Annotated in this window: 13 protein-coding genes; all 13 read right to left on the reverse strand. The window is 65.8% G+C overall.

Annotated features, from left to right (window positions below):
- Positions 1 to 20: 20 nt before the first annotated feature.
- The 13 genes from ACFJI2_RS25785 to ssb all read right to left on the reverse strand — a co-directional run bounded on the left by ACFJI2_RS25785 (position 21) and on the right by ssb (position 24,249).
- Positions 21 to 1,388 carry an HlyD family type I secretion periplasmic adaptor subunit gene (locus tag ACFJI2_RS25785; protein ID WP_377702472.1) on the reverse strand — a complete coding sequence of 456 codons (1,368 nt, stop codon included), beginning with the start codon at positions 1,386 to 1,388 and terminating at the stop codon, positions 21 to 23.
- A complete protein-coding gene (locus tag ACFJI2_RS25790; protein ID WP_377702473.1) occupies positions 1,361 to 3,502 on the reverse strand; it encodes a peptidase domain-containing ABC transporter in 2,142 nt (713 codons plus the stop codon). The genes ACFJI2_RS25785 and ACFJI2_RS25790 overlap by 28 nt, the downstream gene beginning before the upstream one ends.
- Before the next feature lie 170 nt (positions 3,503 to 3,672).
- A complete protein-coding gene (locus ACFJI2_RS25795) occupies positions 3,673 to 7,383 on the reverse strand; it encodes a beta strand repeat-containing protein (protein ID WP_377702474.1) in 3,711 nt (1,236 codons plus the stop codon).
- 213 nt (positions 7,384 to 7,596) lie between these two features.
- Positions 7,597 to 11,403, reverse strand: a complete 3,807-nt coding sequence (locus tag ACFJI2_RS25800) for a beta strand repeat-containing protein (RefSeq protein WP_377702475.1) — start codon at positions 11,401 to 11,403, stop codon at positions 7,597 to 7,599.
- A gap of 204 nt (positions 11,404 to 11,607) precedes the next feature.
- Entirely contained in the window at positions 11,608 to 16,230 is a 4,623-nt protein-coding gene (locus ACFJI2_RS25805; RefSeq protein ID WP_377702476.1) for a beta strand repeat-containing protein, read from the reverse strand.
- Between the two features lie 512 nt (positions 16,231 to 16,742).
- On the reverse strand, positions 16,743 to 17,882 hold the full coding sequence (locus ACFJI2_RS25810) for a class I SAM-dependent methyltransferase (protein ID WP_377702477.1): 1,140 nt from the start codon (positions 17,880 to 17,882) through the stop codon (positions 16,743 to 16,745).
- A 19-nt stretch (positions 17,883 to 17,901) separates the two neighbouring features.
- Complete coding sequence (locus tag ACFJI2_RS25815; RefSeq protein ID WP_377702478.1) at positions 17,902 to 19,029, reverse strand: glycosyltransferase family 2 protein; 1,128 nt, start codon at positions 19,027 to 19,029, stop codon at positions 17,902 to 17,904.
- 37 nt (positions 19,030 to 19,066) lie between these two features.
- Entirely contained in the window at positions 19,067 to 20,641 is a 1,575-nt protein-coding gene (locus ACFJI2_RS25820; RefSeq protein WP_377702479.1) for a phosphotransferase, read from the reverse strand.
- A complete protein-coding gene (locus tag ACFJI2_RS25825; RefSeq protein ID WP_377702480.1) occupies positions 20,638 to 20,985 on the reverse strand; it encodes a cupin domain-containing protein in 348 nt (115 codons plus the stop codon). The genes ACFJI2_RS25820 and ACFJI2_RS25825 overlap by 4 nt, the downstream gene beginning before the upstream one ends.
- A gap of 8 nt (positions 20,986 to 20,993) precedes the next feature.
- Positions 20,994 to 21,818: a hypothetical protein gene (locus tag ACFJI2_RS25830; RefSeq protein ID WP_377702481.1), complete on the reverse strand. Its 825-nt coding sequence runs from the start codon at positions 21,816 to 21,818 to the stop codon at positions 20,994 to 20,996.
- Positions 21,815 to 22,915 (reverse strand): class II D-tagatose-bisphosphate aldolase non-catalytic subunit, encoded by a 1,101-nt coding sequence (locus tag ACFJI2_RS25835; protein ID WP_377702482.1) that lies wholly within the window; start codon positions 22,913 to 22,915, stop codon positions 21,815 to 21,817. Before ACFJI2_RS25835 ends, ACFJI2_RS25830 begins: the two co-directional genes overlap by 4 nt.
- 66 nt (positions 22,916 to 22,981) lie before the next feature.
- Positions 22,982 to 23,503 carry a hypothetical protein gene (locus ACFJI2_RS25840; RefSeq protein WP_377702483.1) on the reverse strand — a complete coding sequence of 174 codons (522 nt, stop codon included), beginning with the start codon at positions 23,501 to 23,503 and terminating at the stop codon, positions 22,982 to 22,984.
- Positions 23,504 to 23,748: 245 nt separating this feature from the next.
- A complete protein-coding gene (gene ssb / locus ACFJI2_RS25845) occupies positions 23,749 to 24,249 on the reverse strand; it encodes a single-stranded DNA-binding protein (RefSeq protein ID WP_056399811.1) in 501 nt (166 codons plus the stop codon).
- Between the last annotated feature and the right edge of the window lie 101 nt (positions 24,250 to 24,350).

Genomic DNA, 24,350 nt, shown 5'->3' on the forward strand with positions numbered 1-24,350 from the left:
TGCGCGGCAACAAAAGGCGCTTACGGTTCCCGCGCCGATTCGCTGACTGCCTTGGTCAACGGCCACAACAGATAGGACAGCACGGTGCGCTTGCCAACCACGATCTCGGCCGACAAAGTCATGCCGGGCAGCAAGCGGGCGTGCGCCGGCATGGCGCGCAGCGGCTTGTCGCCGAGCGCAATACGGCCCAGGTAGTAGGCGTCCAGGCCCTGGGCCTGCGCCGAGTCGCGCCGGAAGGCATCCTGGCTGATGGTACGCACCTTGGCCGAGATATCGCCGTGGCGCTGGAAGGGGAAAGCGTCCACCTTCACATGCACCAGGTCGCCCGGCTTCATGTAGCCCACGTCCAGCGCGTCGATCTGCACTTCGGCTTCCAGCTGAGCCGACAAGGGCACCAGCGTGAAGAAGGCTTCCGCTTCGCGCACAATGGAGCCGCTCGACAGCTTGGCGATCTCCAGCACCACACCGTCGGCCGGGGCCACCAGGCTGACCAGCTGGTGGCGCTTGTCGGCCTTCTGCAGCTGTTCCTGCACGTCGCTGCGCTCACGCGAAATGACCAGCATGTCTTCCATGGCCTTCTGGCGCCAGCTGCGGTCGAAGGCGGCCTTCTCGGCTTGCAGCGAGGCCAGTTCGCGCTGGATTTCCAGCGCCTTGTTCTTGGTCAGCAGCTGGTCGCGCTCCACTTCCAGGCGCTTGTCCTGCGCCGCCAGCAGCTGCATGCGGGCGCCGTACTGCTGCGCCACCAGTTTTTCCTGCATGGTTTCCATTTCACGCACCGACTTCAGGCGCGCGGCCAGCACTTCCTGGTCGTGGCGGTTGGTCTCGGCGGACGCCTGCAGGCGCGCGATGTTCTCTTCCATGCGCTTGAGCTGGGCCTGGAAATTGGCGCGCCGTTCGCTGGCCAGGTTGGCCTGCAGGCGGCCGTCGGCGTCGCTGCCGCCCGCCGCCGGCGTGGCGGCCTTGCCGGACAGTTCCTGCGCCAGCGCGTCGCTTTGCGTGGTCAGGCTGCGCAGCTTGGAGCGCAGCTGGTCCTCGTCGGCCTGCACGAAGGTCGGGTCCAGCGTGGCCAGGCGTTCGCCCTTGCGTACCACCTGGCCGACCCGCACTTCGATCTTCTGCACGATGGACGTTTCCAGCGGCTGCACGACGATGTTGGGCAGCGGGTTGATCAGGCGGCCACGCGCCACCACCACCTGCTCCAGTTCGGACAGGCTGGCCCAGACCACGAAGGCGGTCAGCGCCAGCGCCAGCACGGGCAGCGTGATGCGGGCGAAGGCCGGCAGCGGGCGCAGCTCGATCTCGTCGGCGTCCGGCAGGAATTCGACTTCCTTGCCGGCCTGCTTGGCGGCCGGCTTGGCGTTTACAGGTGGCTTGTTTGCTGGTTCCATAGGTGCTGATAGGTTTCGCTGCGCTGCAGCAGTTCTTCGTGGCGGCCGCTGTCCATCAGGCTGCCGCGCTGCATGACGAGGATGGCGTCGGCGTTGACCAGGGTGGACAGGCGGTGCGAGATCATGATGACCGTACGGCCGACCGCGATGCGCGACAGGTTGTTGATGAAGATCGCCTCGCTTTCCGGGTCCAGTGCGCTGGCCGCTTCATCGAGCACCAGGATGCGCGGCTTGGTCAGCAGGGCGCGCGCGATCGACAGGCGCTGCTTCTGGCCGCCGGACAGGTTGCTGGCATTTTCTTCCAATAAAGTATCGTAACCCTGCGGCATGCGCTCGATGAATTCGTCGGCGCCCGCCGCCGCGGCCGCTTCGACAATTTCCTCGAAGGTGGCATCCGCCTTGGCGGCGGCGATATTGTCGCGCACCGAGCCGCGGAACAGGAAGTTCTCCTGCAGCACCACGCCGATCTGGCGCCGCAGGTGCGACAGGTCGATTTCGCGCGCGTCCACCGAGTCGAAGCGGATGATGCCTTCCTGCACCGGGTACAAACCCTGGATCAGCTTGGTCAAGGTGGTTTTGCCGGAGCCGCTGCGGCCGACGATGCCGACCACGGTGCCGGGCTGGATGGTGAAGGTGGCGCGGTCCAGCGCGGTGTTGGCCGCGCCCGGGTAGCGGAAGGTGACCTGGTCGAAGGTGATGCTGCCGCCGAACTGCGGACGCAGACCGCCCGAACCGGTGCGGCCCTCGGGCGCGCGGTTCATCACCTCGCCCAGCATTTTCACCGACAGCGCGGTCTCCTGGTATTCGTTGACCAGGCCGACGATGCTGATCAGCGGCGACACCACGCGGCCGGTGATCATCTGGAAGGCGATCAGCGCGCCCACCGTCAGGGTCTGGTCGAACACGTCGCCGGCGCCGATCACCACGATCACCACCGGCAGCAATTTACCGAGGAAGTCGGTGATGGCGTTGCCGGTGATGGAAATCTGGCCGACGCGGAAGTGCATGGCGATCGATTGCGCCGAGCGCTGGTCCCATTCCTTGCGCTGGGCCGGCTCCAGGGCCAGCGCCTTGACGGTGCGCATGCCGTGCACGGTTTCCACCAGCATGGCCTGGCGCGCGCCCTCGGCCGAATACAGCGCCTGCAGGCGGCGCTGGAAGGTCGGCACCATGGTGGCCACGACGGTGCCGATCAGCAGCGTGAAAGCCAGCGTGATCATGGCCAGCTTGACCGAATAGGTGAACAGGATGGGCAGGAAGATGATCAGCGCGGTCGCATCCAGGCCGGTGAAGAACAGGCGCCCGGTGAGGAAGCCGCGGATTTTTTCAAGCTGCTGCATGTGGCGCGTGATGACGCCGGCCGTGGTGGTCTCGAAATAGTCGATCGGCAGCGACAGCAGATGGCCGAAGGTGCGCCGCGTGAGCCGCATGTCGATCTTGTTGGTGGCCGCCAGCGTGAGGATCTGGCGCAGATAGCCGAACAGCGCGTCGAACAGCAGCGCGATGACGATGCCCACGCCCAGCACGCTCAGCGTGGAGGCGCTCTGGTGCACCAGCACCTTGTCGATCACCAGCTGGAAGAACACCGGCGTGGCCAGCGCCAGCAAGTGCATGGCGATGGCGGCGATGGCGATGTCGCGGAAGGCCGCTTTCTGCTTCAGGATCTCGGGAATGAACCAGCGCAGGCCGAAGGGCTGGTTGGCATCGGTCAGCGCGTGGTGGCGTTTGACCAGCAGCACCTCGCCCTCCCAGCGGCTGCAGAACTGCTCGCGGTCGAGCAGCAGCACGCCGGCGCCCTCTTCCAGCGGATCGAGCAGCGCGACCTTGCCGTCGCCGTCGGCGCGCGCGCCGACCACGATCACGGCGTTGCCGTTGTTCAGGCGCGCCATCAGCGGGAACACACCGCCCTGGGCCAGCAGGCTGTCCCAGTCCAGCGTGCGGATCTTGGCCTTCATGCCCAGTTCCGAGGCCATGCGCACCAGCAGCGCGCCGCGCGGTTCCTCGGCGCCGAGCGCATAGTCGTCGATCACGCGTTCCGGGTTGATTTGTAAGCCATGGTGCTGAGCAATGGCGGTCAGGCACTGTACGACAGTATGGGGAAATTTGGCTTGCATCGAGTCAGACTAGGGGTGGATACATCTTGCGCAACCTTTCAACGGACGGCCCGGGCGCGGCAAGGGCGCGCGCAGGGCAGATTTTACCCCGCCCGCGCGGCCAATTGCATCAATTGCGTACTGGGCCGTCACATTGTCGCTGCAATGGCACAGCCCGGAGCCGGCGCGGGCTATTTGGACGCCGCCAGCCAGCCCGCCGTGCCCGGTAGGCCGGGCGCCGTACTGCCCTGGCCGGGCGCCGCCAACTGGCGGCCGTCGCCTGCAGCCTGGGCGCCTTGCGCATCGAACTGCCTGAGCGCGGCGACCAGGCGGTCGACGCCGGCTAGCGTATGGCTAGCCGCAGCGGCGCCGGGCTGCGGCGCCTCCGAGCTCAGGCCGCCCGTGCCGCGCGCGCCGCCTGTCGCGTCCGCCGTACCGAAGCCGGCGATGGACTGGGCCAGCGAGCTGACCTTGCCGCGCAGGTCGGCTGCCGGTGCGGCAGCGCCGGCAGGCGCGGTCCGGAACCAGACGTCGGCCAACTGGCTGGTGCTACCGTCGGTGCTGGTGAAGGTCGACTGCAGACCCACCCAGTTGCCGTTGTTGTTGAACGTGCCCTTCCCGGCCGTCAGGTTCAGGCTGGCGATGCCGCGCTCCTTCAGCGACGTCAGTTCGTCCGCCTGGCTTACGCCGTCGGCGTTCGCGTCAACCCACACGCGCAGGTCGGCGTAGGCCGCGTCTTTGCTGTCGAGCACGCCGTCCTTGTTGGCGTCCAGTTCAGCCATCGCCTCGTAACCGGTGCGGGCCTTGCTGCCGTCCGCCTTGGTGAAGCCACTGCCGAACAGCTCGCTGCCGTCGTTGATGGTGCCGTCGCCGTTGCGGTCCAGGACCAGCAGGCCGTCGCCGCCGCCTACCCAGCCGGTGTTGACTTTCTGGCCGTCGGCCTTCAGGTCGAACTGCACGCCGGCCGACAGGTTCAGCGTCTGCACGCCGTTGCCGTCCAGGTCCAGCACCATCGGCGTGGCGCCGATGTACTGCACATGCGAAATCTGGGTCGTGCTCAGCGCCGCGATCTGCTCCGACGTCAGCCCCCTGGCCTGGCGCGACGTCATCGCGTCCAGCTGGGCCGTGCTGAGGGCGGCGATCGCGCTGGTGCCCAGGGCGTGGATGCCGGCGCTGCTCAGCGTGCCGAACGAGGCCGGAGCCAGCGCGGCCAGGTCGGACGTTTCCAGCGCGGCAATCTGGCTGCTGCGCAGCGCGGCCGTCTGGGCCGTGGTCAGCGCTGCGGCCTGCGCGGTGCTCAGCAGCACGATGCTCTCCAGGCTCAGCGCGGCCAGCGTGGACGGCTTGAGCGCGCTCACCTGGGTGGTGCCGAGCGAGGCGATGTAGGCCGTGCCCAATGCTGCCAGCTGCGCCGTGCGCAGCGCTTCGATGGCGGCCGTGGACAACTGCGCCAGCTGGCTGCTGCTGAGCGCGGCGATCTGGCTGGTGCCCAGCGCCGCCACCTGCGCGGTGCGCAGCGCACCCAGCTGGGCGGCATTCAGGCCGGCCACGTCTTCGGCGTCCAGCGCGCGGATGGCGCCGGCGCTCAGCGCGGCTACCTGCCCAGTGAGCAGGGCGCCGACCTGGGAGCTGCCCAGCGCCGCCACTTGCGCGGTACGCAGCGCTGCGACGTCGCTGGTTTCCATGGCGGCGATCTGGGTCGTGCCCAGCACGGCGAGCTGGCTGCTGCGCAGCGCCGCCACCTGGGCCGTGCGCAGCGCAGCCAGCTGGCTGGTGCCCAGCGCACCGATCACGGCAGTGGACATGGCGGCGATGCCGGCCGTGCGCAGCGCGCCGATCACGGTTTCGTCAAAGCGGATAATGGCGCTGCTGCCCAGCGCCTCGAGCTGGCTGGTGCGCAGCGCCGCCACGTCGGCGGTGCCGAAGGTGGCGGTCTGGCTGCTGCCGAGCGCGGCGATCTGGGCCGTGGTCAGCGCGGCCACCTGGGCCGTGCGCAAGGCGTCGAACTGGGCCGTGCCCAGCGCGGCGATCACCGAGGTCGACAGCGCCGCAATGGCGCTGGAGCGCAGCGCGCCGACCCGGTCCGCCCCGACCTGGGCCAGCTGGGACGCCGACAAGCCCGCCACCTGGGCGCTGCGCAGCGCGCCGAAGTCGGCGGTACTGAGCACGGCCAGCTGGCTGGTGCTCAGCATGGCCAGCTGCTCGGCGCGCAGCGCGGCGACCTGGCCGGTACTGAACGCCTCGATCTGGCCCGTGCTCAGCGCGGCCAGCTCGCTGCTGCCGAGCGCGGCGATCACGCTGGTGCGCAGGGAGGCGATATTGGCCGTGCCCAGCAGCGGGAAGCCAAGCGCGGCCAGCTGCTCGGGCTTGAGCGCGGCCAGCTGGGAAGTGGTAATGGCGCCGAGCTGGGTGGCGCTCATGCTCAGCAAATTGGATGACGACAGCGCGGCGAACATGGCCGGCTTCAGCGCGCCGATCTGGGCCGTGCCCAGGCCCGCCACTTCCTCCGTGGTCAGGCCGGCAATCTGGGAACTGCGCAGCGCGCCCACCAGGCCGGTGGACAAGGCCGCCACCTGGGACGAACTGAGCGCCACCAGCTGGCTGGTGCGCAAGGCGCCGACCTGGGAGCTGCGCAGGCCGCCGAGCTGGGTGCTGCCCAGTGCGGCTATGACAGAGGTGCCCAGCGCCGCCATGCTGCTGGTGCGCAGCGCCCCGATCTGGGCGCCGCTCAAGGCGTTGAAGTCGCCGCTGTCGAGCATGGCGATCTGCGCCGTCTTCAGCGCCGCCACGTCGGCCGTCTCCAGTGCCTGCCACTGGCTGCTGGTGAGCGCATCGATCTGGGCCGTGCTCAGCGCCGCCACCTGGCCGCTGCGCAAGCCCTGTACCTGGCTGGTGCCGAGACTGGCGATAAAGGCGGTCGACAGCGAAGCGAGCGCCGAGGTGGACAGGCCGGCCAGCGCCTTGTCGTTCAGCGCGGACAAGGCCGAACTGCCCAGCGCGGCGATCTGGCTGCTGCCCAGGGCCAGGACCTGCTTGCTGCTCAGCGCGGCCAGCTGGCTGGTGCTCAGCGCCTGCACGCTGGAACTGCCCAGCGAGGCCAGTGCGCGCGTGCCCAGCGCACTGATCTGGTAGGTGCTCAGCGCACTGATGAAATGCGAGCCGAGCGCAGCCACCTGAGAACTCTTCAGCGCGCCCATGGCGCTGCTCTGCAGCGCGGCCAGCTGGCTGTCGGTCAGGGCCAGCAGCTGCTCGCCGTTCAGGCCGGCCACCTGGGCGGTGCGCAGCGCCGCGATCTGGCTGGTGCCGATGGCCGCCACGTCACTGCTGTCGAGCATGGCGATACTGCTGGTGCGCAGGCCCTGGATCTGGTCGCTGGAAAATTGCGCCATGCGGGCCGCGTCCAGTGCGCCGGCCTGGGCCGTGGTGAGGGCACCGATGTCCTGGCTGCTCAGGGTCTGGAACTGGCTGCTGCGCAGCGCGCCTAACTGGGCTACGGTGAGCGCACGCACCTGGGCGCTGCGCAGCGCTTCGATCTGGTCGGTGGCCAGCGCGGCCAGCGTGCTGCTGCTCAGCGCGGCCACCTGGCTGGTGGCCAGCGCGGCCACGTCCTGCACACTCAGCACGCCCAGCTGGCCTATGCTCAGCGCGGCGGTCTGGCCCGGCGTCAGCGCGGCCACTTGCGAACTGCGCAGCGCGACGATCTGGGTGGTGCCCAGCGCGGCCACTACAAGCTCGGTCAGCGCGCGCAGCTGGGTGCTCTTCAGGGCCAGCAGCTGGGTCTCGCCCAGGGCCTGGGCCTGGGCAGCGGTCAGTTGCACCATCTGCGCCGTGGTCAACGCCCCAATTTCAGCGGGAGTAAGTGCCGCAATGTCGGCCGTGCTGAGTTGTGTGATGTCGGTCATGGCGCGGTATGGAAAGAGAAAGGAGGGAACTTGCAAGTTATTGCCCATAGGCAATTTAGCAAGAGTACCTTGGGCTGCCCGAGCAAGTCAAGCGGTTTACTGCGCAATCCGTAGGCAGGAGCGCGGGGCCGCAGGCCGCAGGGCCGGGCCGACGGGCGCAAGCGCGCCCGTTGCGGGACCGGGACAGGCGAGCGCCTGTCCCGGTTGCCAAGCTTACTTGCCGATGGCAAGGAAGCCATTGCTGGACGTTCCCGGCAAGCCGTGCGCATTGCTGCTCTGGCCCGGCGCCGCCAATTCCTTGGCGTCGCCCGTTGCCAGCGGGCCTTGCGCATCGAACTGCTTGAGCGCGGCGACCATGCGGTCGACACCGGCCAGCGTGTGGCTGGACGCGCCGGACTGCGGCGTCTCCAGCGTCAGGCCGCCACCGGCAGGCGCCGTACCGGTCGGGTCCGCGGTGCCGAAGCCGGCGATGGCCTGGGCCAGCGAGCTGACCTTGCCGCGCAGATCGGCTGCCGGTGCCGCAGGAGCCGTCTGGAACCAGACGTCGGCCAGCTGGCTGGTGCTGCCGTCGGTGCTGGTGAAGGTCGACTGCAGACCCACCCAGTTGCCGTTGTTGTTGAACGTGCCCTTCTCGGCCGTCAGGTTCAGGCTGGCGATGCCGCGGTCCTTCAGCGACGTCAGCTCGTCCGCCTGGCTTACGCCGTCGGCGTTCGCATCAACCCACACGCGCAGGTCGGCGTAGGCCGCGTCTTTGCTGTCAAGCACGCCGTCCTTGTTGGCGTCCAGTTCAGCCATCGCCTCGTAACCGGTGCGGGCCTTGCTGCCGTCCGCCTTGGTGAAGCCACTGCCGAACAGCTCGCTGCCGTCGTTGATGGTGCCGTCGCCGTTGCGGTCCAGCACCAGCAGGCCGTCGCCGCCGCCTACCCAGCCGGTGTTCACCTTCTGGCCGTCGGCCTTCAGGTCGAACTGCACGCCGGCCGACAGGTTCAGCGTCTGCACGCCGTTGCCGTCCAGGTCCAGCACCATCGGCGTGGTGCCGATATGTTTCAGGTGCGTGATCTGACTGGTGGTCAGCGCCTGTACCTGGCTCGACGTCAGCGCCTTGGTCTGGGCCGAACCGAAGGCCTCAACCTGGCCGGTGGTCAGCGCCTGCATGCTGCTGGTGGTCAGCGCGGTCACCTGGTTGGTGCGCAGCGCGGCCACGTCGGACGTTTCCAGCGCGATGATCTGGCTGGTGCCCAGGGCGGCCAGCTGGCTCGAACCCAGCGCGGCAACCTGGCCGGTCTTCAGCGCGGCAACCTGGCTGGTGCCCAGCGCGATGACCTGGCTGGTGCCCAGGGCAGCAACGCTGCCGGTGCCCAGTGCCTGCACCTGGCCGGTGGTCAGCGCCAGCACGTCGGACGTTTCCAGCGCGGCCACTTGCACGGTCTTCAGTGCGGCCACGTCGGCCGTTTCCAGCACGATGATCTGGCTGGTGCCCAGGGCCACGACCTGGCTGGTGCCCAGCGCGGCGATCTGGCCCGAGCTCAGCGAGACAACCTGGCCGGTGGTCAGCGCGGCAACCTGGCTGGTGCCCAGCGCGCCGATCTGCGCCGTCTTCATGGCCGCCAAGTCGGTCGTTTCAATCGCGATCACCTGGCTGGTGCCCAGGGCGGCGATCTGGCTGCTGCCCAGCGCGGTAACCTGGCCGGACTTCAGCGCGGCAACCTGGCTGGTGCCCAGCGCGATCACTTGGCTGGTACCCAGAGCAGCGATGCCAGCGGTGCTCAGCGACTGCACCTGGCTGGTGCCCAGCGCGGACAGATCGGACGTTTCCAGGGCCGCCACTTGCGCGGTCTTCAGCGCGGCCACATCGGACGTTTCAATCGCGATGATCTGGCTGGTGCCCAGGGCCTGGACGGCGCTGGTGCCCAGTGCGGCAATTTGCGCGGTCTTCAGTGCTACCACTGCGCTGGTGCCCAGCGCGATCACCTGACTGGTACCCAGTGCGGCCACGCCGGCGGTGCTGATCGCCTGTACCTGGCCGGTGGTCAGCGCCAGTACGTCGGACGTTTCCAGCGCGGCCACTTGCGTGGTCTTCAGCGCGGCCACATCGGTGGTGTCGATGGCAACGATCTGGCTGGTGCCCAGCGCGACGATCTGGCTGGTACCCAGCGCGCCCACCTGGCCGGAACTCAGCGCCACCACCTGGCCGGTGGCCAGCGCAGCGACCTGACTGGTGCCCAGCGCGGCCACTTGCGCTGTCTTCATGGCGGCCACGTCGGTGGTTTCGATAGCGATGATCTGGCTGGTGCCCAGGGCCACGATCTGGCTGGTACCCAGCACGGCAACCTGGCCGGACTTGAGCGCGGCAACCTGGCTGGTGCCCAGCGCGATGATCTGGCTGGTGCCCAGCGCGGCGATGCCGCCGGTGCTGATGGCCTGCACCTGGCTGGTGCCCAGCGCGATCAGGTCGGACGTTTCCAGCGCGGCCACTTGCACAGTCTTCAGCGCGGCCACGTCGGACGTTTCCAGCACGATGATCTGGCTGGTGCCCAGGGCAACGATCTGGCTGCTGCCCATGGCGGCTACTTGCGCCGTTTTCAGTGCCACCACCTGGCCCGCGGTCAGCGCGGCAATCTGGCTGGTGCCCAGCGCGCCGATCTGCGCGGTCTTCATGGCGGCCACGTCAGTGGTTTCAATCGCGATCACCTGGCTGGTGCCCAGCGCGGCGACCTGGCTGGTACCCAGCGCGGTCACCTGGCCCGACTGCAGCGCGGCAACCTGGCTGGTGCCCAGCGCGACGACCTGGCTGGTGCCCAGCGCGGCGACGCCGCCGGTGCTGATGGCCTGGACCTGGCTGGTGGTCAGCGCGGCCACGTCGGACGTTTCCAGCGCGGCCACTTGCACGGTCTTCAGCGCGGCCACGTCGGCCGTTTCAATGGCGATGATCTGGCTGGTGCCCAAGGCGACGATCTGGCTGGTACCCAGCACGGCAACCTGGCCGGACTTGAGCGCAGCGACCTGGCTGGTGCCCAGCGCGATGATCTGGCTGGTGCCCAGCGCAGCGATGCCGCCGGTGCTGATGGCCTGCACCTGGCTGGTGGTCAGCGCGATCAGGTCGGACGTTTCCAGCGCGGCCACTTGCACAGTCTTCAGCGCGGCCACGTCGGCCGTTTCCAGCACGACGATCTGGCTGGTGCCCAGCGCCACGATCTGGCTGCTGCCCAGCGCGGCGATATGCGCGGTGCCCAGCGAGACCACCTGGCCGGTGGTCAGCGCGGCAACCTGGCTGGTGCCCAGCGCGCCGATCTGCGCCGTTTTCATGGCGGCCACGTCGGTCGTTTCAATGGCGATGATCTGGCTGGTGCCCAGCGCGGCAACCTGGCTGGTGCCCAGCGCCGTGACCTGGCCCGACTTCAGCGCGGCAACCTGGCTGGTGCCCAGTGCGACGATCTGGCTGGTACCGAGCGCGGCCACGCCGCCGGTGCTGATGGCCTGCACCTGGCTGGTGGCCAGCGCGGCCACATCCGAGGTTTCCAGCGCGGCGATCTGCACGGTCTTCAGCACTGCCACGTCCGAGGTTTCAATGGCAATGATCTGGCTGGTGCCCAGCGCCTGGATCTGGCTGGTGCGCAGTGCCGCCACCTGGCCCGACTGCAGGGCCGCCACCTGGCTGGTGCCCAGCGCAGCGGTCTGGCTAGTGCCCAGCGCCGCCACGGCACCGGTGCGTAGCGCCTGCACGTCGGTGGTTTGAATGGCGATGATCTGGCTGGTGCCCAGCGCCGTCACTTGCGAGGTGGACAGTGTGGCGACGTGCGTCGAACTGAGCGCTTCCACCTGGCTGGTGGTCAGCGCGCCGATGGACGAGGTCAGCAGCGCGGCGACTTGGCCGCTTTGCAGCGCGCCGATCTGGCCGGTGCTCAGTACTTGCACCTGGCTGGTGCTCAGTTCGGCGATCTCCGCCGTGGCCAGCGAGGCAACCTGCGTCGTCGTCAGCGCGACGATCTGGCTGGTGGTCAGGCTTGTGATGATGGTCATGTCCAATCTCCTAGGGCAGCGGCGGAATTTTTTGTATGAATGTTGTGGCTAGGCAATTCTAGCCGGTCTTTGCTACATCAATGTGACGAATAACCGGGCTTATTACCCTGTTGTACGGCTTTCAATATTCTGCGGTGCGCAGACAAAAACGGCGACAGGTCAGACCTGTCGCCGTTTTCGCTTTACTTCAGCTTAGCGTGTAGCTCACTTCCCGATGGCAAGGAAGCCATTGCTGGACGTTCCCGGCAAGCCGTGCGCATTGCTGCTCTGGCCTGGCGCCGCCAATTCCTTGGCGTCGCCCGTTGCCAGCGGCCCTTGCACATCGAACTGCTTGAGCGCGGCGACCATGCGGTCGACACCGGCCAGCGTGTGGCTGGACGCGCCGGACTGCGGCGTCTCCAGCGTCAGGCCGCCACCGGCAGGCGACGTACCGGTCGGGTCCGCGGTGCCGAAGCCGGCGATGGCCTGGGCCAGCGAGCTGACCTTGCCGCGCAGATCGGCTGCCGGTGCCGCAGGAGCCGTCTGGAACCAGACGTCGGCCAGCTGGCTGGTGCTGCCGTCGGTGCTGGTGAAGGTCGACTGCAGACCCACCCAGTTGCCGTTGTTGTTGAACGTGCCCTTCTCGGCCGTCAGGTTCAGGCTGGCGATGCCGCGGTCCTTCAGCGACGTCAGCTCGTCCGCCTGGCTTACGCCGTCGGCGTTCGCGTCAACCCACACGCGCAGGTCGGCGTAGGCCGCGTCTTTGCTGTCAAGCACGCCGTCCTTGTTGGCGTCCAGTTCAGCCATCGCCTCGTAACCGGTGCGGGCCTTGCTGCCGTCCGCCTTGGTGAAGCCACTGCCGAACAGCTCGCTGCCGTCGTTGATGGTGCCGTCGCCGTTGCGGTCCAGCACCAGCAGGCCGTCGCCACCGCCTACCCAGCCGGTGTTCACCTTCTGGCCGTCGGCCTTCAGGTCGAACTGCACGCCGGCCGACAGGTTCAGCGTCTGCACGCCGTTGCCGTCCAGGTCCAGCACCATCGGCGTGGTGCCGATATGTTTCAGGTGCGTGATCTGACTGGTGGTCAGCGCCTGTACCTGGCTCGACGTCAGCGCCTTGGTCTGGGCCGAACCGAAGGCCTCAACCTGGCCGGTGGTCAGCGCCTGCATGCTGCTGGTGGTCAGCGCGGTCACCTGGTTGGTGCGCAGCGCGGCCACGTCGGACGTTTCCAGCGCGATGATCTGGCTGGTGCCCAGGGCGGCCAGCTGGCTCGAACCCAGCGCGGCAACCTGGCCGGTCTTCAGCGCGGCAACCTGGCTGGTGCCCAGCGCGATGACCTGGCTGGTGCCCAGGGCAGCAACGCTGCCGGTGCCCAGTGCCTGCACCTGGCCGGTGGTCAGCGCCAGCACGTCGGACGTTTCCAGCGCGGCCACTTGCACGGTCTTCAGTGCGGCCACGTCGGCCGTTTCCAGCACGATGATCTGGCTGGTGCCCAGGGCCACGACCTGGCTGGTGCCCAGCGCAGCGATCTGGCCAGAGCTCAGCGAAACAACCTGGCCAGTGGTCAGCGCGGCAACCTGGCTGGTGCCCAGCGCGCCGAGCTGCGCCGTCTTCATGGCCGACAGGTCGGTGGTTTCAATCGCGATCACCTGGCTGGTGCCCAGGGCGGCGATCTGCGAGCTGCCCAGCGCGGTAACCTGGCCGGACTTCAGCGCGGCAACCTGGCTGGTACCCAGCGCGATGACCTGGCTGGTGCCCAGCGCGGCGATGCCGGCCGTGCTCAGCGCCTGCACCTGGCTGGTGACCAGGGCGGACAGGTCGGACGTTTCCAGCGCGGCCACTTGTGCGGTGCGCAGCGAAGCGACGTCGCTGGTTTCAATCGCGATGATCTGGCTGGTGCCCAGTGCGACAACCTGGCTGGTGCCCAGTGCGGCAACCTGGCCCGACTTCAGCGCGACCACCTGGCTGGTGCCCAGCGCGATCACCTGGCTGGTGCCCAGCGCGGCGACGCCGGCGGTGCTGATCGCCTGTACCTGGCCGGTGGTCAGCGCCAGCACGTCGGACGTTTCCAGCGCGGCCACTTGCACGGTCTTCAGTGCGGCCACGTCGGCGGTTTCCAGCACGACGATCTGGCTGGTACCCAGTGCGACAACCTGGCTGGTGCCCATCGAGGCCACCTGGCCGGAGGTCAGCGCCACCACCTGGCCGGTGGCCAGCGCGGCAACCTGGCTGGTGCCCAGCGCGGCCACTTGCGCCGTCTTCATGGCGGCCACGTCGGTGGTTTCAATCGCGATGATCTGGCTGGTCCCCAGCACGCCGATCTGGTTGGTCGTCAGCGAGGTAACCTGGCCCGACTTCAGCGCGGCAACCTGGCTGGTGCCCAGCGCGATGACCTGGCTGGTACCCAGCGCGGCGATGCCGGCGGTGCTGACGGCTTGCACCTGGGTGGTGGTCAGCGCGATCAGGTCGGACGTTTCCAGTGCGGCCACTTGCGTGGTCTTCAGCGCGGCCACGTCGGTGGTCTCGATGGCGATGATCTGGCTGGTGCCCAGGGCCACGATCTGGCTGGTGCCCATGGAGGCAACCTGGCCCGAGCTCAGAGAAGCAACCTGGCCGGTGGTCAGTGCGGCTACCTGGCTGGTGCCCAGCGCGCCGATCTGCGCGGTCTTCATGGCGATCAGGTCGGTGGTCTCGATGGCGATGACCTGGCTGGTGCCCAGTGCTGCCACCTGGTTGGTGGTCAGCGAAGCAACCTGGCCGGACTTCAGCGCGGCAACCTGGCTGGTGCCCAGCGCGACAACCTGGCTAGTGCCCAGTGCGGCAACGCCGCCGGTGCTGATGGCTTGCACCTGGCTGGTGGTCAGCGCGATCAGGTCGGAAGTTTCCAGCGCGGCCACTTGCACGGTCTTCAGCGCGGCCACGTCGGCAGTTTCGATGGCGATGATCTGGCTGGTGCCCAGGGCGACGATCTGGCTGGTGCCCATCGAAGCGACCTGCGCGGTGCCCAGCGAGACAACCTGGCCGGTGGTCAGTGCGGCGACCTGGCTGGTGCCCAGCGCGCCGATCTGCGCGGTGCGCATGGCGGCGACGTCGGTGGTTTCAATGGCGATGATCTGGCTGGTGCCCAGCGCGGCAACCTGGCTGGTGCCCAGCGCGGTAACTTGGCCGGACTTCAGCGCGGCAACCTGGCTGGTACCCAGCGCGACGATCTGGCTGGTGCCCAGCGCCGCCACGCCGCCGGTGCTCAGCGCCTGTACCTGGCTGGTGGTCAGCGCGACCAGGTCGGACGTTTCCAGCGCGGCCACTTGCACGGTCTTCAGTGCGGCAATGTCGGTGGTTTCGATAGCGATGATCTGGCTGGTGCCCAGCGCAACGATCTGGCTAGTGCCCATGGCGGCGACCTGGCCCGACTTCAGCGCGACGATCTGGCTGGTGCCCAGCGCGATGACCTGGCTGGTGCCCAGCGCGGCGACACCGGCGGTGGTGATCGCCTGGACCTGGCTGGTGGTCAGCGCCAGCACGTCGGATGTTTCCAGCGCGGCCACTTGTACGGTCTTCAGCGAGGCGACGTCGGAGGTTTCCAGCACGATGATCTGGCTGGTGCCCAGCGCGGCGATCTGGCTGGTGCCCAGCGAAGCGACTTGCGCGGTGCCCAGCGAGACTACCTGGCCGGTGGTCAGCGCGGCGACCTGGCTGGTGCCCAGCGCGCCCAGCTGCGCGGTGCGCATGGCGGCGACGTCGGTGGTTTCAATGGCGATGATCTGGCTGGTGCCCAGCGCGGCAACCTGGCTGGTGCCCAGCGCGGCAACCTGGCCGGACTTCAGCGCGGCAACCTGGCTGGTGCCCAGCGCGACGATCTGGCTGGTGCCCAGTGCGGCCACGCCGCCGGTGCTGATGGCCTGTACCTGGCTGGTGCCCAAGGCGGCCAGGTCGGACGTTTCCAGCGCGGCAACCTGTGCGGTGCGCAGGGAAGCGATGTCGATGGTTTCAATGGCGATGATCTGGCTGGTGCCCAGCGCGACGATCTGGCTGGTGCCGAGCGAGGCGACTTGGCCGGACTTGAGTGCGGCAACCTGGCTGGTGCCCAGGGCGATGATCTGGCTGGTGCCCAGCGCGGCGACGCCGGCGGTGGTGATCGCTTGCACCTGGCTGGTGGTCAGGGCCAGCACGTCGGACGTTTCCAGCGCGGCCACCTGGGTGGTGCGCAGGGCAGCAACGTCGGCGGTGTCAATGGCGATGATCTGGCTGGTGCCCAGCGCGACGATCTGGCTGGTACCCATGGCGGACACTTGCGCCGAACCCAGCGACACGACCTGGCTGGTGGTCAGCGCGGCAACCTGGCTGGTGCCCAGCGCAGCCACTTGCGCGGTCTTCATGGCGGCCAGGTCGGCCGTTTCGATAGCGATAATCTGGCTGGTGCCCAGCGCGCCAACCTGCAGCGTGCTCAGTGCGGCGACTTGCGCGGTCTTCAGCGCGGCGAACTGGCTGGTACCCAGCGCCACCACTTGCGACGTGCCCAGCGCGGAGACGGCGCCGGTGCCGAAGGCCTGGATCTGGCCGGTGGTCAGCGCGGCCACGTCGGACGTTTCCATCGCGGCGATTTGCGAGGTTTTCAGGGCGGCCACATCAGCCGTTTCCAGCGCAATGATCTGGCTCGTGCCCAGCGATTGGATCTGGCTGCTGCCCAGCGTCGCGATCTGTACCGTCTGCAACGCACCGATTTGCGAGGTCAACAGCACCGAAACCTGAGTCGTGCTCAGCTCAGCGATCTCTGCCGTTGCCAGCGAAGCAACCTGCGTAGTGGTCAGCGCGATGACCTGGCTGGTGGTAAGACTTGTGACGATGGTCATTTCCATTCTCCTTGGAACTACTATGTAGCGGAATATTCAGTGCAGCCGGACAGCACTTTTGGCATGCGGCATGGTCTAGCATTGCTCCGGCTGTTCAAATCTTCCGCACCATAAAGCTTGCGAATCAGAGCGGCACGGCAAGAGCCTTCAACATATTAACGACTGGCAATCCACGAACTTTAGACTGTGGGCAACAGTTTGGCGGGCTCCCGGCCCTGCTGTTTCCTACTGCCCGCCTACTTCAAGGCGACTAAAAAAGTTCCCGGATTAAATAAAAAAGTTGCTCACCGCAATCAGCAGGGCGAGCAGCGATGATGCAGCCTGCCAACCCTGGGGCCAGCGGGAAAATTACTTTCCCAGAGTCATCAGTATATCTTAAGAATTGCCCATGTGCATGATTTTTGCGCACCCTCGTCGCCAAAAAACCGCAGTTAACTACTTGATCTCACAGCATTTTGCGGTTTCTCAGGGGCGAGCAGCCGGTTGTCGTAAAGTAAACATAACTTTCCGGGCTACTCCCAAAATTCAACGTTGGTACTTATGTCACGCAGGATCGCCTGCTTGATTTCCGCGTTGTACACGCCAGCTTTCAGGATGACGCAAGGGGCTTGCTCACTGCGCAATACAGTTGGCGATTGCACCATGAGTCCGGTGCCATACAGGCGCTTCCCCTGCTTGCTCGCATCGTTGTCGAGCAGGCTGACGATGTGGCTCTGGTCCAGGCCATAGGCGATCAGCGACTGGGCGAAGATGTGGGCACCGAACAGATACACAGGCCGTCCGCTGGCGCGCATTTTGGCGTTCAGCTCGGCAATCAGGCCGTCGTGGTAGGCCACGTAGTCCAGGTAGCTGCGCTTGTTCTGCTCATACAGCGCGGCCGGCAGCGCGGGCGCGGCCGGCGCCCCGACCGAGCGCACGGCAGCATAAAAGATGCTGTGGTCCTGCATGAAATACTCTTTTTTGACCAGGTCGAAGCCGTGTTCCGCCAGCATTTGCTGGACATAGGCCTCGGTCAGGAACACCGTATGCTCAAAATTGATGCAATTGGTATAACGACGTTCCAGCCAGACTTGCAGGTTGGGCACCGAGAACAGCAGGTGCTGGCCGGGCTGCATGAAGCCCGCCAGGTGGCGCATAAACTTGGCCGGTTCGTACAGGTGCTCCCACAGATGGGAATGCACCACGGTGTCGACTGCGCCGTCGAAGCGGAAGCGGTCGTCGAAGAAGCCACGCACATAGGTGGCGTTGCAGCCCTCGACCGGCGCCGGGTTCGGCTCGACGATGGTCCACGGGATGGTGTCGAACTCCTGGTAGGCGCGCGCCAGCAGGCCGCTGGCGCCGCCCACTTCGAGCACCGCCGCCGGCGCGTACTGGCGCACGAACTGGGCGAAGGTGCTGTGATGGCGGGCCCACAGGGCGCCCACCGCGCCGGCGTTGTGCGCGGCCGGATACAGCACATCCAGCGGCAGCAGGCCGCGCAGCTGGATCAGGCCCGAACTGCGGCTGATCCACCAATCCATGTCGGCGTGCAGGTCTTCGCTTTCCGGGTGCTCGACGCAGCCCATGAAGACGGGGAAACGGGGATGCTTGTATAGCGGCTCGAGGTCGTCGGCGCCGGTGACCGCGCAGCGGTCGCGCAATATCATGTCCATAAGGGGCCTTGTGGTGGGTTTACAGCTTGGCGGCCAGCCAGGCGGGGATGGGCAGGCGGGCTTCGGCCAGCCGCACGGCGATTTCCTGACCCGAGTACTCCACCATCTTGTCCTGGCCCAGGCCCTGTAGCGTGCCGATCTGCTTGCAGACTGTATGTTCGTTGTCGGTCGGCTCCATGCGCGACCACTTGTCATTCTTGCTGTACAAGAAATTAATGTCGAAGTACTTCAGGTGCACCACATAGAATCCCGGCAGCGGCTCGCTGAACTCGGCGGCCATGTGGTTGCCGGCGGTCCAGGTGGTCGGCACGCGACTGATGATGGGACGCAGCAGCAAGTCGGTGCCGCGGATGAAGTGCTGGCGCTGCGCGAACACGCCCTGGTCGAAATCGAATTGCGGTTCGGCCTTCCAGTCGTGCAGCACCTCCACCGCATGCTCCGGGCGGTAGGTGGTGCCGGGCAAGGCGGCCAGCGTCTCGGCCATGTCGCCCTCGCACACCAGGAACTCGTCAGTGTCGACCTTCACCACCCAGTCGTAGCGCATCAGCAGGAAGCGCTGGAAATGGCTTTGCGATTGGGCGAAATGCTCGTGGTCGACCGGGCCGGAGGGCATGTTGATGACGTTGGTCTTGGGGTGCAGGCGCTCGCAGCTGCCATCGGTACTGCCATTGTTGAGCACATACAGGTTCTCGTAGCCGACCAACTTGCCGTAGTAGCGCTCCCAGTACAGCAGCATCTCGCCTTCGTTGTAAGTCTGCGTGAGCACGGCCAGGCGGGCGAACTTCTGCTCCATCTTGACGTAGCTGGTGTACAGCTTGAGCGGATCGTACAGGCGGCTCAGCAGGTCCGACGAGAAGGTGACGGACTCGCCGCACACGAACTGGCCGTCCTCGATGAAGCCGACACGGGTCTTGCCCGGATCGCGCATGACCAGTTCGACGAATTTTTCCGGCCGCACGCGCGGCACGATGCGGTCGCCAGCCTTCAGATTCACCCAGTCCTGGCCCAGCACCATATAGATGAATTCGCCGTGTTCGTTGTTGGCCAGCAGGGTCACGCGCTCGGAGTGCAGCAGGCGGTCCGGGATGACTTGGTCGAACAGCAGCGTGGGGCGGCGCACATCGGTATCTATTTCTAGCAAAGCCATAATCTATCCAGGAAAAACGTTAATTGATCATCAAGCGCTATGCCGGCTGTGCCAGCACGCCGTGCAGCATGTCCTTGCCCAGCGCATACAGCAGGTGGCTGTACGGGTCGTGGTGCAGGGCGGCGATGTTCAGGTAAATCAGCGCGGTCAGCATGCGTACCTTGCGCACGCTATAGCCCTGCTGCGCCAGCCACAGATCGAAATGCCGCTCGCAGGCCACCAGCATCTGCTTGCGGTGGAAGTCGTAGCGGATGGCGCCGTCCCGGCGTTCGCTGTGGTAATGGTCGCCGGCGATCAGTTCGTGGCTGACGATCAGGCCGTGCAGCAGCTTGGCCAGGTCGTAATAGATATCGCCCACGGTCAGCGAACCGCCGAAGTCCTGGCGCCAGTCGAGGAAGGTGAAGGCCTGCTGGCCGCCGTTCCACAGGATGTTCTCGAAGTGGAAATCGCCGTGGAAGCGGCCGGGCAGGCCTTGCGCCAGGTCGTCCCAGTCCACCTGCTGCAGCAGGGTGGCCAGGGTAGGCATGGCGACGCCGTTGATGCTTTCGCAGCCGTCTTCAGTGCCGAAGGTGCGGTAGTACAGCGCCACCCGCTCCAGCGTCTTGCGGTGGTAGAAGGTGCGGCACTGGGCCTGGAAGGCGTCGCGCGCGGCGTCGTCCAGGTCGGCCTCGCGCCAGAAACCGCTGCAATGCTCGAGCAGGCGCGCGAACAGCGGCAAGTCCACCGCCTCCGACACCACGTCGCCCTGCACATTGCGGTAGCTGTACATATTCGGGCGCACGCCGGTCAGGCGCGGCACAAAGTCCTGGATCTCGGCGGCGCGCTTGACGCGGTTGGCGATGAAGGACAGGTCGTCGGAAAACTTGACCACCTGCTGGCCGACAAACCAGATCGCCTCGTTGGCCTTGGGCAGGATGTTGGGCGCGCCCGCTTCGGCATAAGCCGCGCGCGCCGCTTCCAGCGCGGGCGGGTTGCCGGTGTCAAACCAGGTAAAGGCGTGGGCGGCGACGCCGGCCGCCAGCAGCGGCCGCAAGCCGAACGCTTCGCCGCCCTCGATGGCGGCGCCGGCGCCCGCTTCCATGGCGTCCCAGAACTGCGCATGGTCGACGATGCCGGCCAGGCCGATATAGGGATGGTGCGTACCGGGGCGGCCCTCGCCTTTTTCGCACAGCGCCACAGCGCGGCCGCCAGCCACCTGCAGAGTGCGGTAGGCGGCCAGGTCGTCGCGCTCGGCGTAGGCGACCCAGTTGCCGTCCAGCGCGGGCAGCGGCTCGCGGACCAGCGTGTCGCAGGACAGGAAGATAAACGGCTGCTGCAGGTGGGGCTTGCATTGCAACAGGCTGTAGCCCAGACCGGAGCCGGATCCCTCGTAGCGGTCCACTTCCACGAAGATGAAGGTGCGCTCCGGATAGGCCAGCTCCAGGAAATGGCGCACCAGCGGGCCTTTATGGCCCAGCGCGATGACGAATTCAGCGTCCGGCGGGCATTGCTCGATCTGATGCGACAAGGTGGGCCGGTTTGCAATGCTGACCAGCGACTTGTTCAGGAAGGCCGTCAGTTCGCCCAGCCGCGAGCCGGTGCCCGCAGTGGGTATGCAAACCCGCACCGTCACGCTGGCGCCCGCAGATAGTCGTCCGACAGGCGCACCACGTCCTCCATCTCGGGCGTGCTCGCTTCCAGGTAGACGCTGTCGGTCACCGCTTCCATGCGGTGCACCACGCCCGGCTCGATGGTGATGCTGTCGCCGGCCGTGTAGATACGCGCTTCGACGGTGTCCTGGGTGGGGCCGGCATAGATGCGCAGGTCGCCGCTCAGCACGTAGATGGTTTCCCGCTTGATGTTGTGGTACTGCATGCTGCAGCGGTGGCCCTGCCACATGGTGAGTTTCTTCATCATGTAGCGTTCGTTGATTTCGATGACTTCTTCTTTACCCCAGGGCTTGTCGATGACGCGCATGGCTGGCCTTAAATTTTGTAGGATTGATATTCGGGATGGAAGTCGAAAAAGTGGTCGTAAAACCCTTTGACGTACTGCTGCATCGACCAGCGGCTGTTGAAGCCGTATTTCTTGCGCATCCAGCGCCGGCCTTCAGCCACGTACAGGCGCAGATTGTCCTCGTAGGCTTCGGTCTTGATCAGGTCGGCCTTGGTCAGCAAATGAGTTTCGTTTTCCGAGGCCAGCACCTTGGTGGTGATGGCCGCCGCCCAGTCGTTGGCGTAGGCTTTCGCAATCAATTCGCTCTCCGCGCCGTAGCCGCGGAAATTGTCGCCGTCGAACAGGAAGCTCATGGCGTCGGCCTGCTCGCTGTCCATGATGGCTTCGACGAACTGGCGCCGCAGCAGCAAGGCGTTGTTGTGGATGAACCAGAAATACTTGGTCGCTTCCTCGCTCAGCAGCAGCTTCTCGCCCCAGCGCTCCGAGCATGGCGACAGGATGCCCACGCGGGGATGCTCGTCCAGCACCGCCATCAGCGGCGCGACCACCGGCCGCTGCGGAAATTCGGTGTCGTTGGTGAGCAGGAAGAAGGCGTCGTACTGCTCGAATTTTCCTTCGCGCCACAGCTGGCTCAGGCCGAAGTTCATGCCGCGGCAATAGCGCAGTCCCTGCTGGCGCGCTTCCGGCCAGTCCGCGTGCCAGCTGACGTCGCGCGCCAGCTGGCCATGGTCGGAACCGGCTTCCACGACGAACACGTCGGTCAGCTCGCCGTCGTAGCGGTGCAGCTGGTCGACCAGGGCGTTGGTGATCTCCGGCAGGTTGCGGTTGAGGATGATGGTGGCGACGCGCTTCATGCTGCCACCAGGCGGAAATTGGTCAGATAGCGCAGGATGCTCTGCTTGACTTGCTGCTTCAAATATTCCTCCAGTTCTATCCCTTTGCGGCGCAGCACGCTGGCCGCGGTGGCCTTGATTTCCTGGCATTCGGGGGTGGCGAACACATAGTGCCCGGCGATCACCGCGCGGTCGCGGTCGCTCGCTGCAGTGTCCTTGAGCATCCACTTGTCCCATTTGCGCGAGTCGTAGGACAGACGCAGGAAATCGTCCGCCTGCGCGCCGCAGCCCTGCTTTTCCATCACGTCCAGCAGTGCCACGGTTTCCGCCACGCCAAACTCGGGTGCCACGTTGGCCGCGTGGATACCCAGGCGCGGATGCCATTGCAGCGCTTCGTCGGACACGTAGTCCGTGTTGTGTTCCTTCATGAAGATGCCATAGCGATTGCAGATTTCGATCATCTTCGGCAGCTGGATCTCGGCCGGAATTTCTTCTGCAACGCGGATGGGGCTGTCAAAAGAGCCAACGTTGCGCTTTTCCATGACGCGCGTGCCGGCCTGGATCACCACGAAGGACGGCTGCGGCAAGCGGTTCTTATTGCAGAACTGCTGCATCGCATTGAGCGTGTAGTTGAGCTCCTCCTGCGAGTTGGTGCTGCCGCTCTGTTCTTCGGTGCCGATTTCGAAGATGACTTCCTGGCCCAGCCGCTGCGCCTGGCTCCAGCAGTACTCATACAGCTCGAACACGCGGTTCAGTACCTCGTCCACACAGGGCTGGCCGTGGATATCGACGCTGGGATCGATGTGCAGCACCTGGAAGCCGGCTTCCAGGTCGGCCAGGTAGGACGATTTCGCGGAGTCCATGGCGCGCCGCAAGCTCAAGCCCTGCTCTTTCTCGCGCGTGTTCTGCCACGGACCGCCGTGATCCCGCGCCAGCAGAACCTTGCCTTTTTTATCATGATCGATGACGTAGTCCGCAAACTGCGATGTGGTCCAGTTGTTCACGTAGCCGCCGCCGAATTCCTCGGAATCGATCTGGCGCCGGCTGGCGATCAGCATCATCGGGATCTCATGCTGGTTAGCCAATTCGATCGCCGCGTCCACGCAATTAACGCTCATGGGTCCCACGCCCAGCAGGGTACAGCGTTTGTTCTTCAGAAAAGTGTCCAGGCGCTGATGTATCATTTAAGCCCAATCTCCTAGCTGTTGGTTTTGCGCGTCCGGGCGGCGTTCCGGATTGAACGGGACGAAATAACGCTCCATCAGGTGCAGGCACGCCTCGGCCACGGCGCGATCGCCGCCGGCGCGCGCGGTGACGAAGTCTGCGCTCTGCACCGCCAGCGCATCCGCATTGGCGGGGGCGATGGAGTAAGCCACTTGCTTCATCACATAATGGTCGAAGATCCCATCGCCCATATAAATGACGCGTGCGGCGTCATACCGTTCGGCGATCCAGTCGATGCGTTTGTGGGTGCTGACCAGGTCGAGCGGGAAGCCCATGTCTTCGACGATGCGCTTCTGGCTGATGGGGAAGCCTTTCTTGTCGCCGGTGACAAAGCGGATTTCAATGTAGGGCTGCAGCAGCCCCAGCGCATCGTTATCGTCGGGGCCGAAGACCTTCATTGCCTTGCCCTCGGCCGTATAGAGGAACTGGCCGGTGGTCATGACACCGTCCACGTCCAAAATGAATACCTGAGGCTTTTCCATGTTTTAAACTATTGAGTCCGCATTTAACAATGCAACGGAGACCTGGTGGCTCCTGAAAAATGGCAGGATAGCTGATAACTTGCACATCAGCAAATTTGCAAGCAGCAACTTTCAACATGAGTGTGATGTAATTTTGGTTTCAAAATCTATCAAATAATCACTTTCCGGCAATTTTGCACGCAGACAAGAAAAAAGCCCTGCAAATCGCGGATTTGTAGGGCTTTCGTACAACAGTTGCGCTGGGCTTAGAACGGAATGTCGTCGTCCATGTCCGAGAAGTTCGGCGCAGGGCGCGGGGCCGGGCGTGGTGCCGGGGCCGGCGCTGGGGCCGGACGCGGGGCCGGCGCCTGGCGCGGGGCCGGGGCGTCGTAGCCGCCGCCGTCGTCCATGCCGGCGTCGCCGCCCATGCCCTGGCGGCCACCCAGCATTTGCATCTGCTCGGCGATGATGTCGGTGGCGTACTTCTCGACGCCGTCCTTGTCGGTGTACTTGCGGGTCTGCAGGCGGCCTTCGACGTAGACCGAGGAACCTTTTTTCAGGTACTGGCCGACGATTTCAGCCAGGCGGCCGAAGAAGGAAATACGGTGCCACTCGGTTTGCTCTTTTTGCTCGCCGGTGTTGCGATCCTTCGACTTGTACGAGGTCGCAACGGCAATGTTGGCGATCGCATCACCGCTAGGCATGTAGCGAATTTCCGGATCGCGGCCCAGGTTGCCGACAATGATGACTTTGTTGACTGATGCCATGTATAACTCCTGTTGAACTGCGGCCGCACGCGGCGGGCTGTCGGTTGCTTAAACAACGATTATAAGCGAAGGCAAGGCGCTGCCCATTTTTAAGAATACTG

The sequence above is a fragment of the Pseudoduganella sp. UC29_71 genome (assembly GCF_042693265.1).
Lineage (GTDB): Bacteria > Pseudomonadota > Gammaproteobacteria > Burkholderiales > Burkholderiaceae_D > Rugamonas.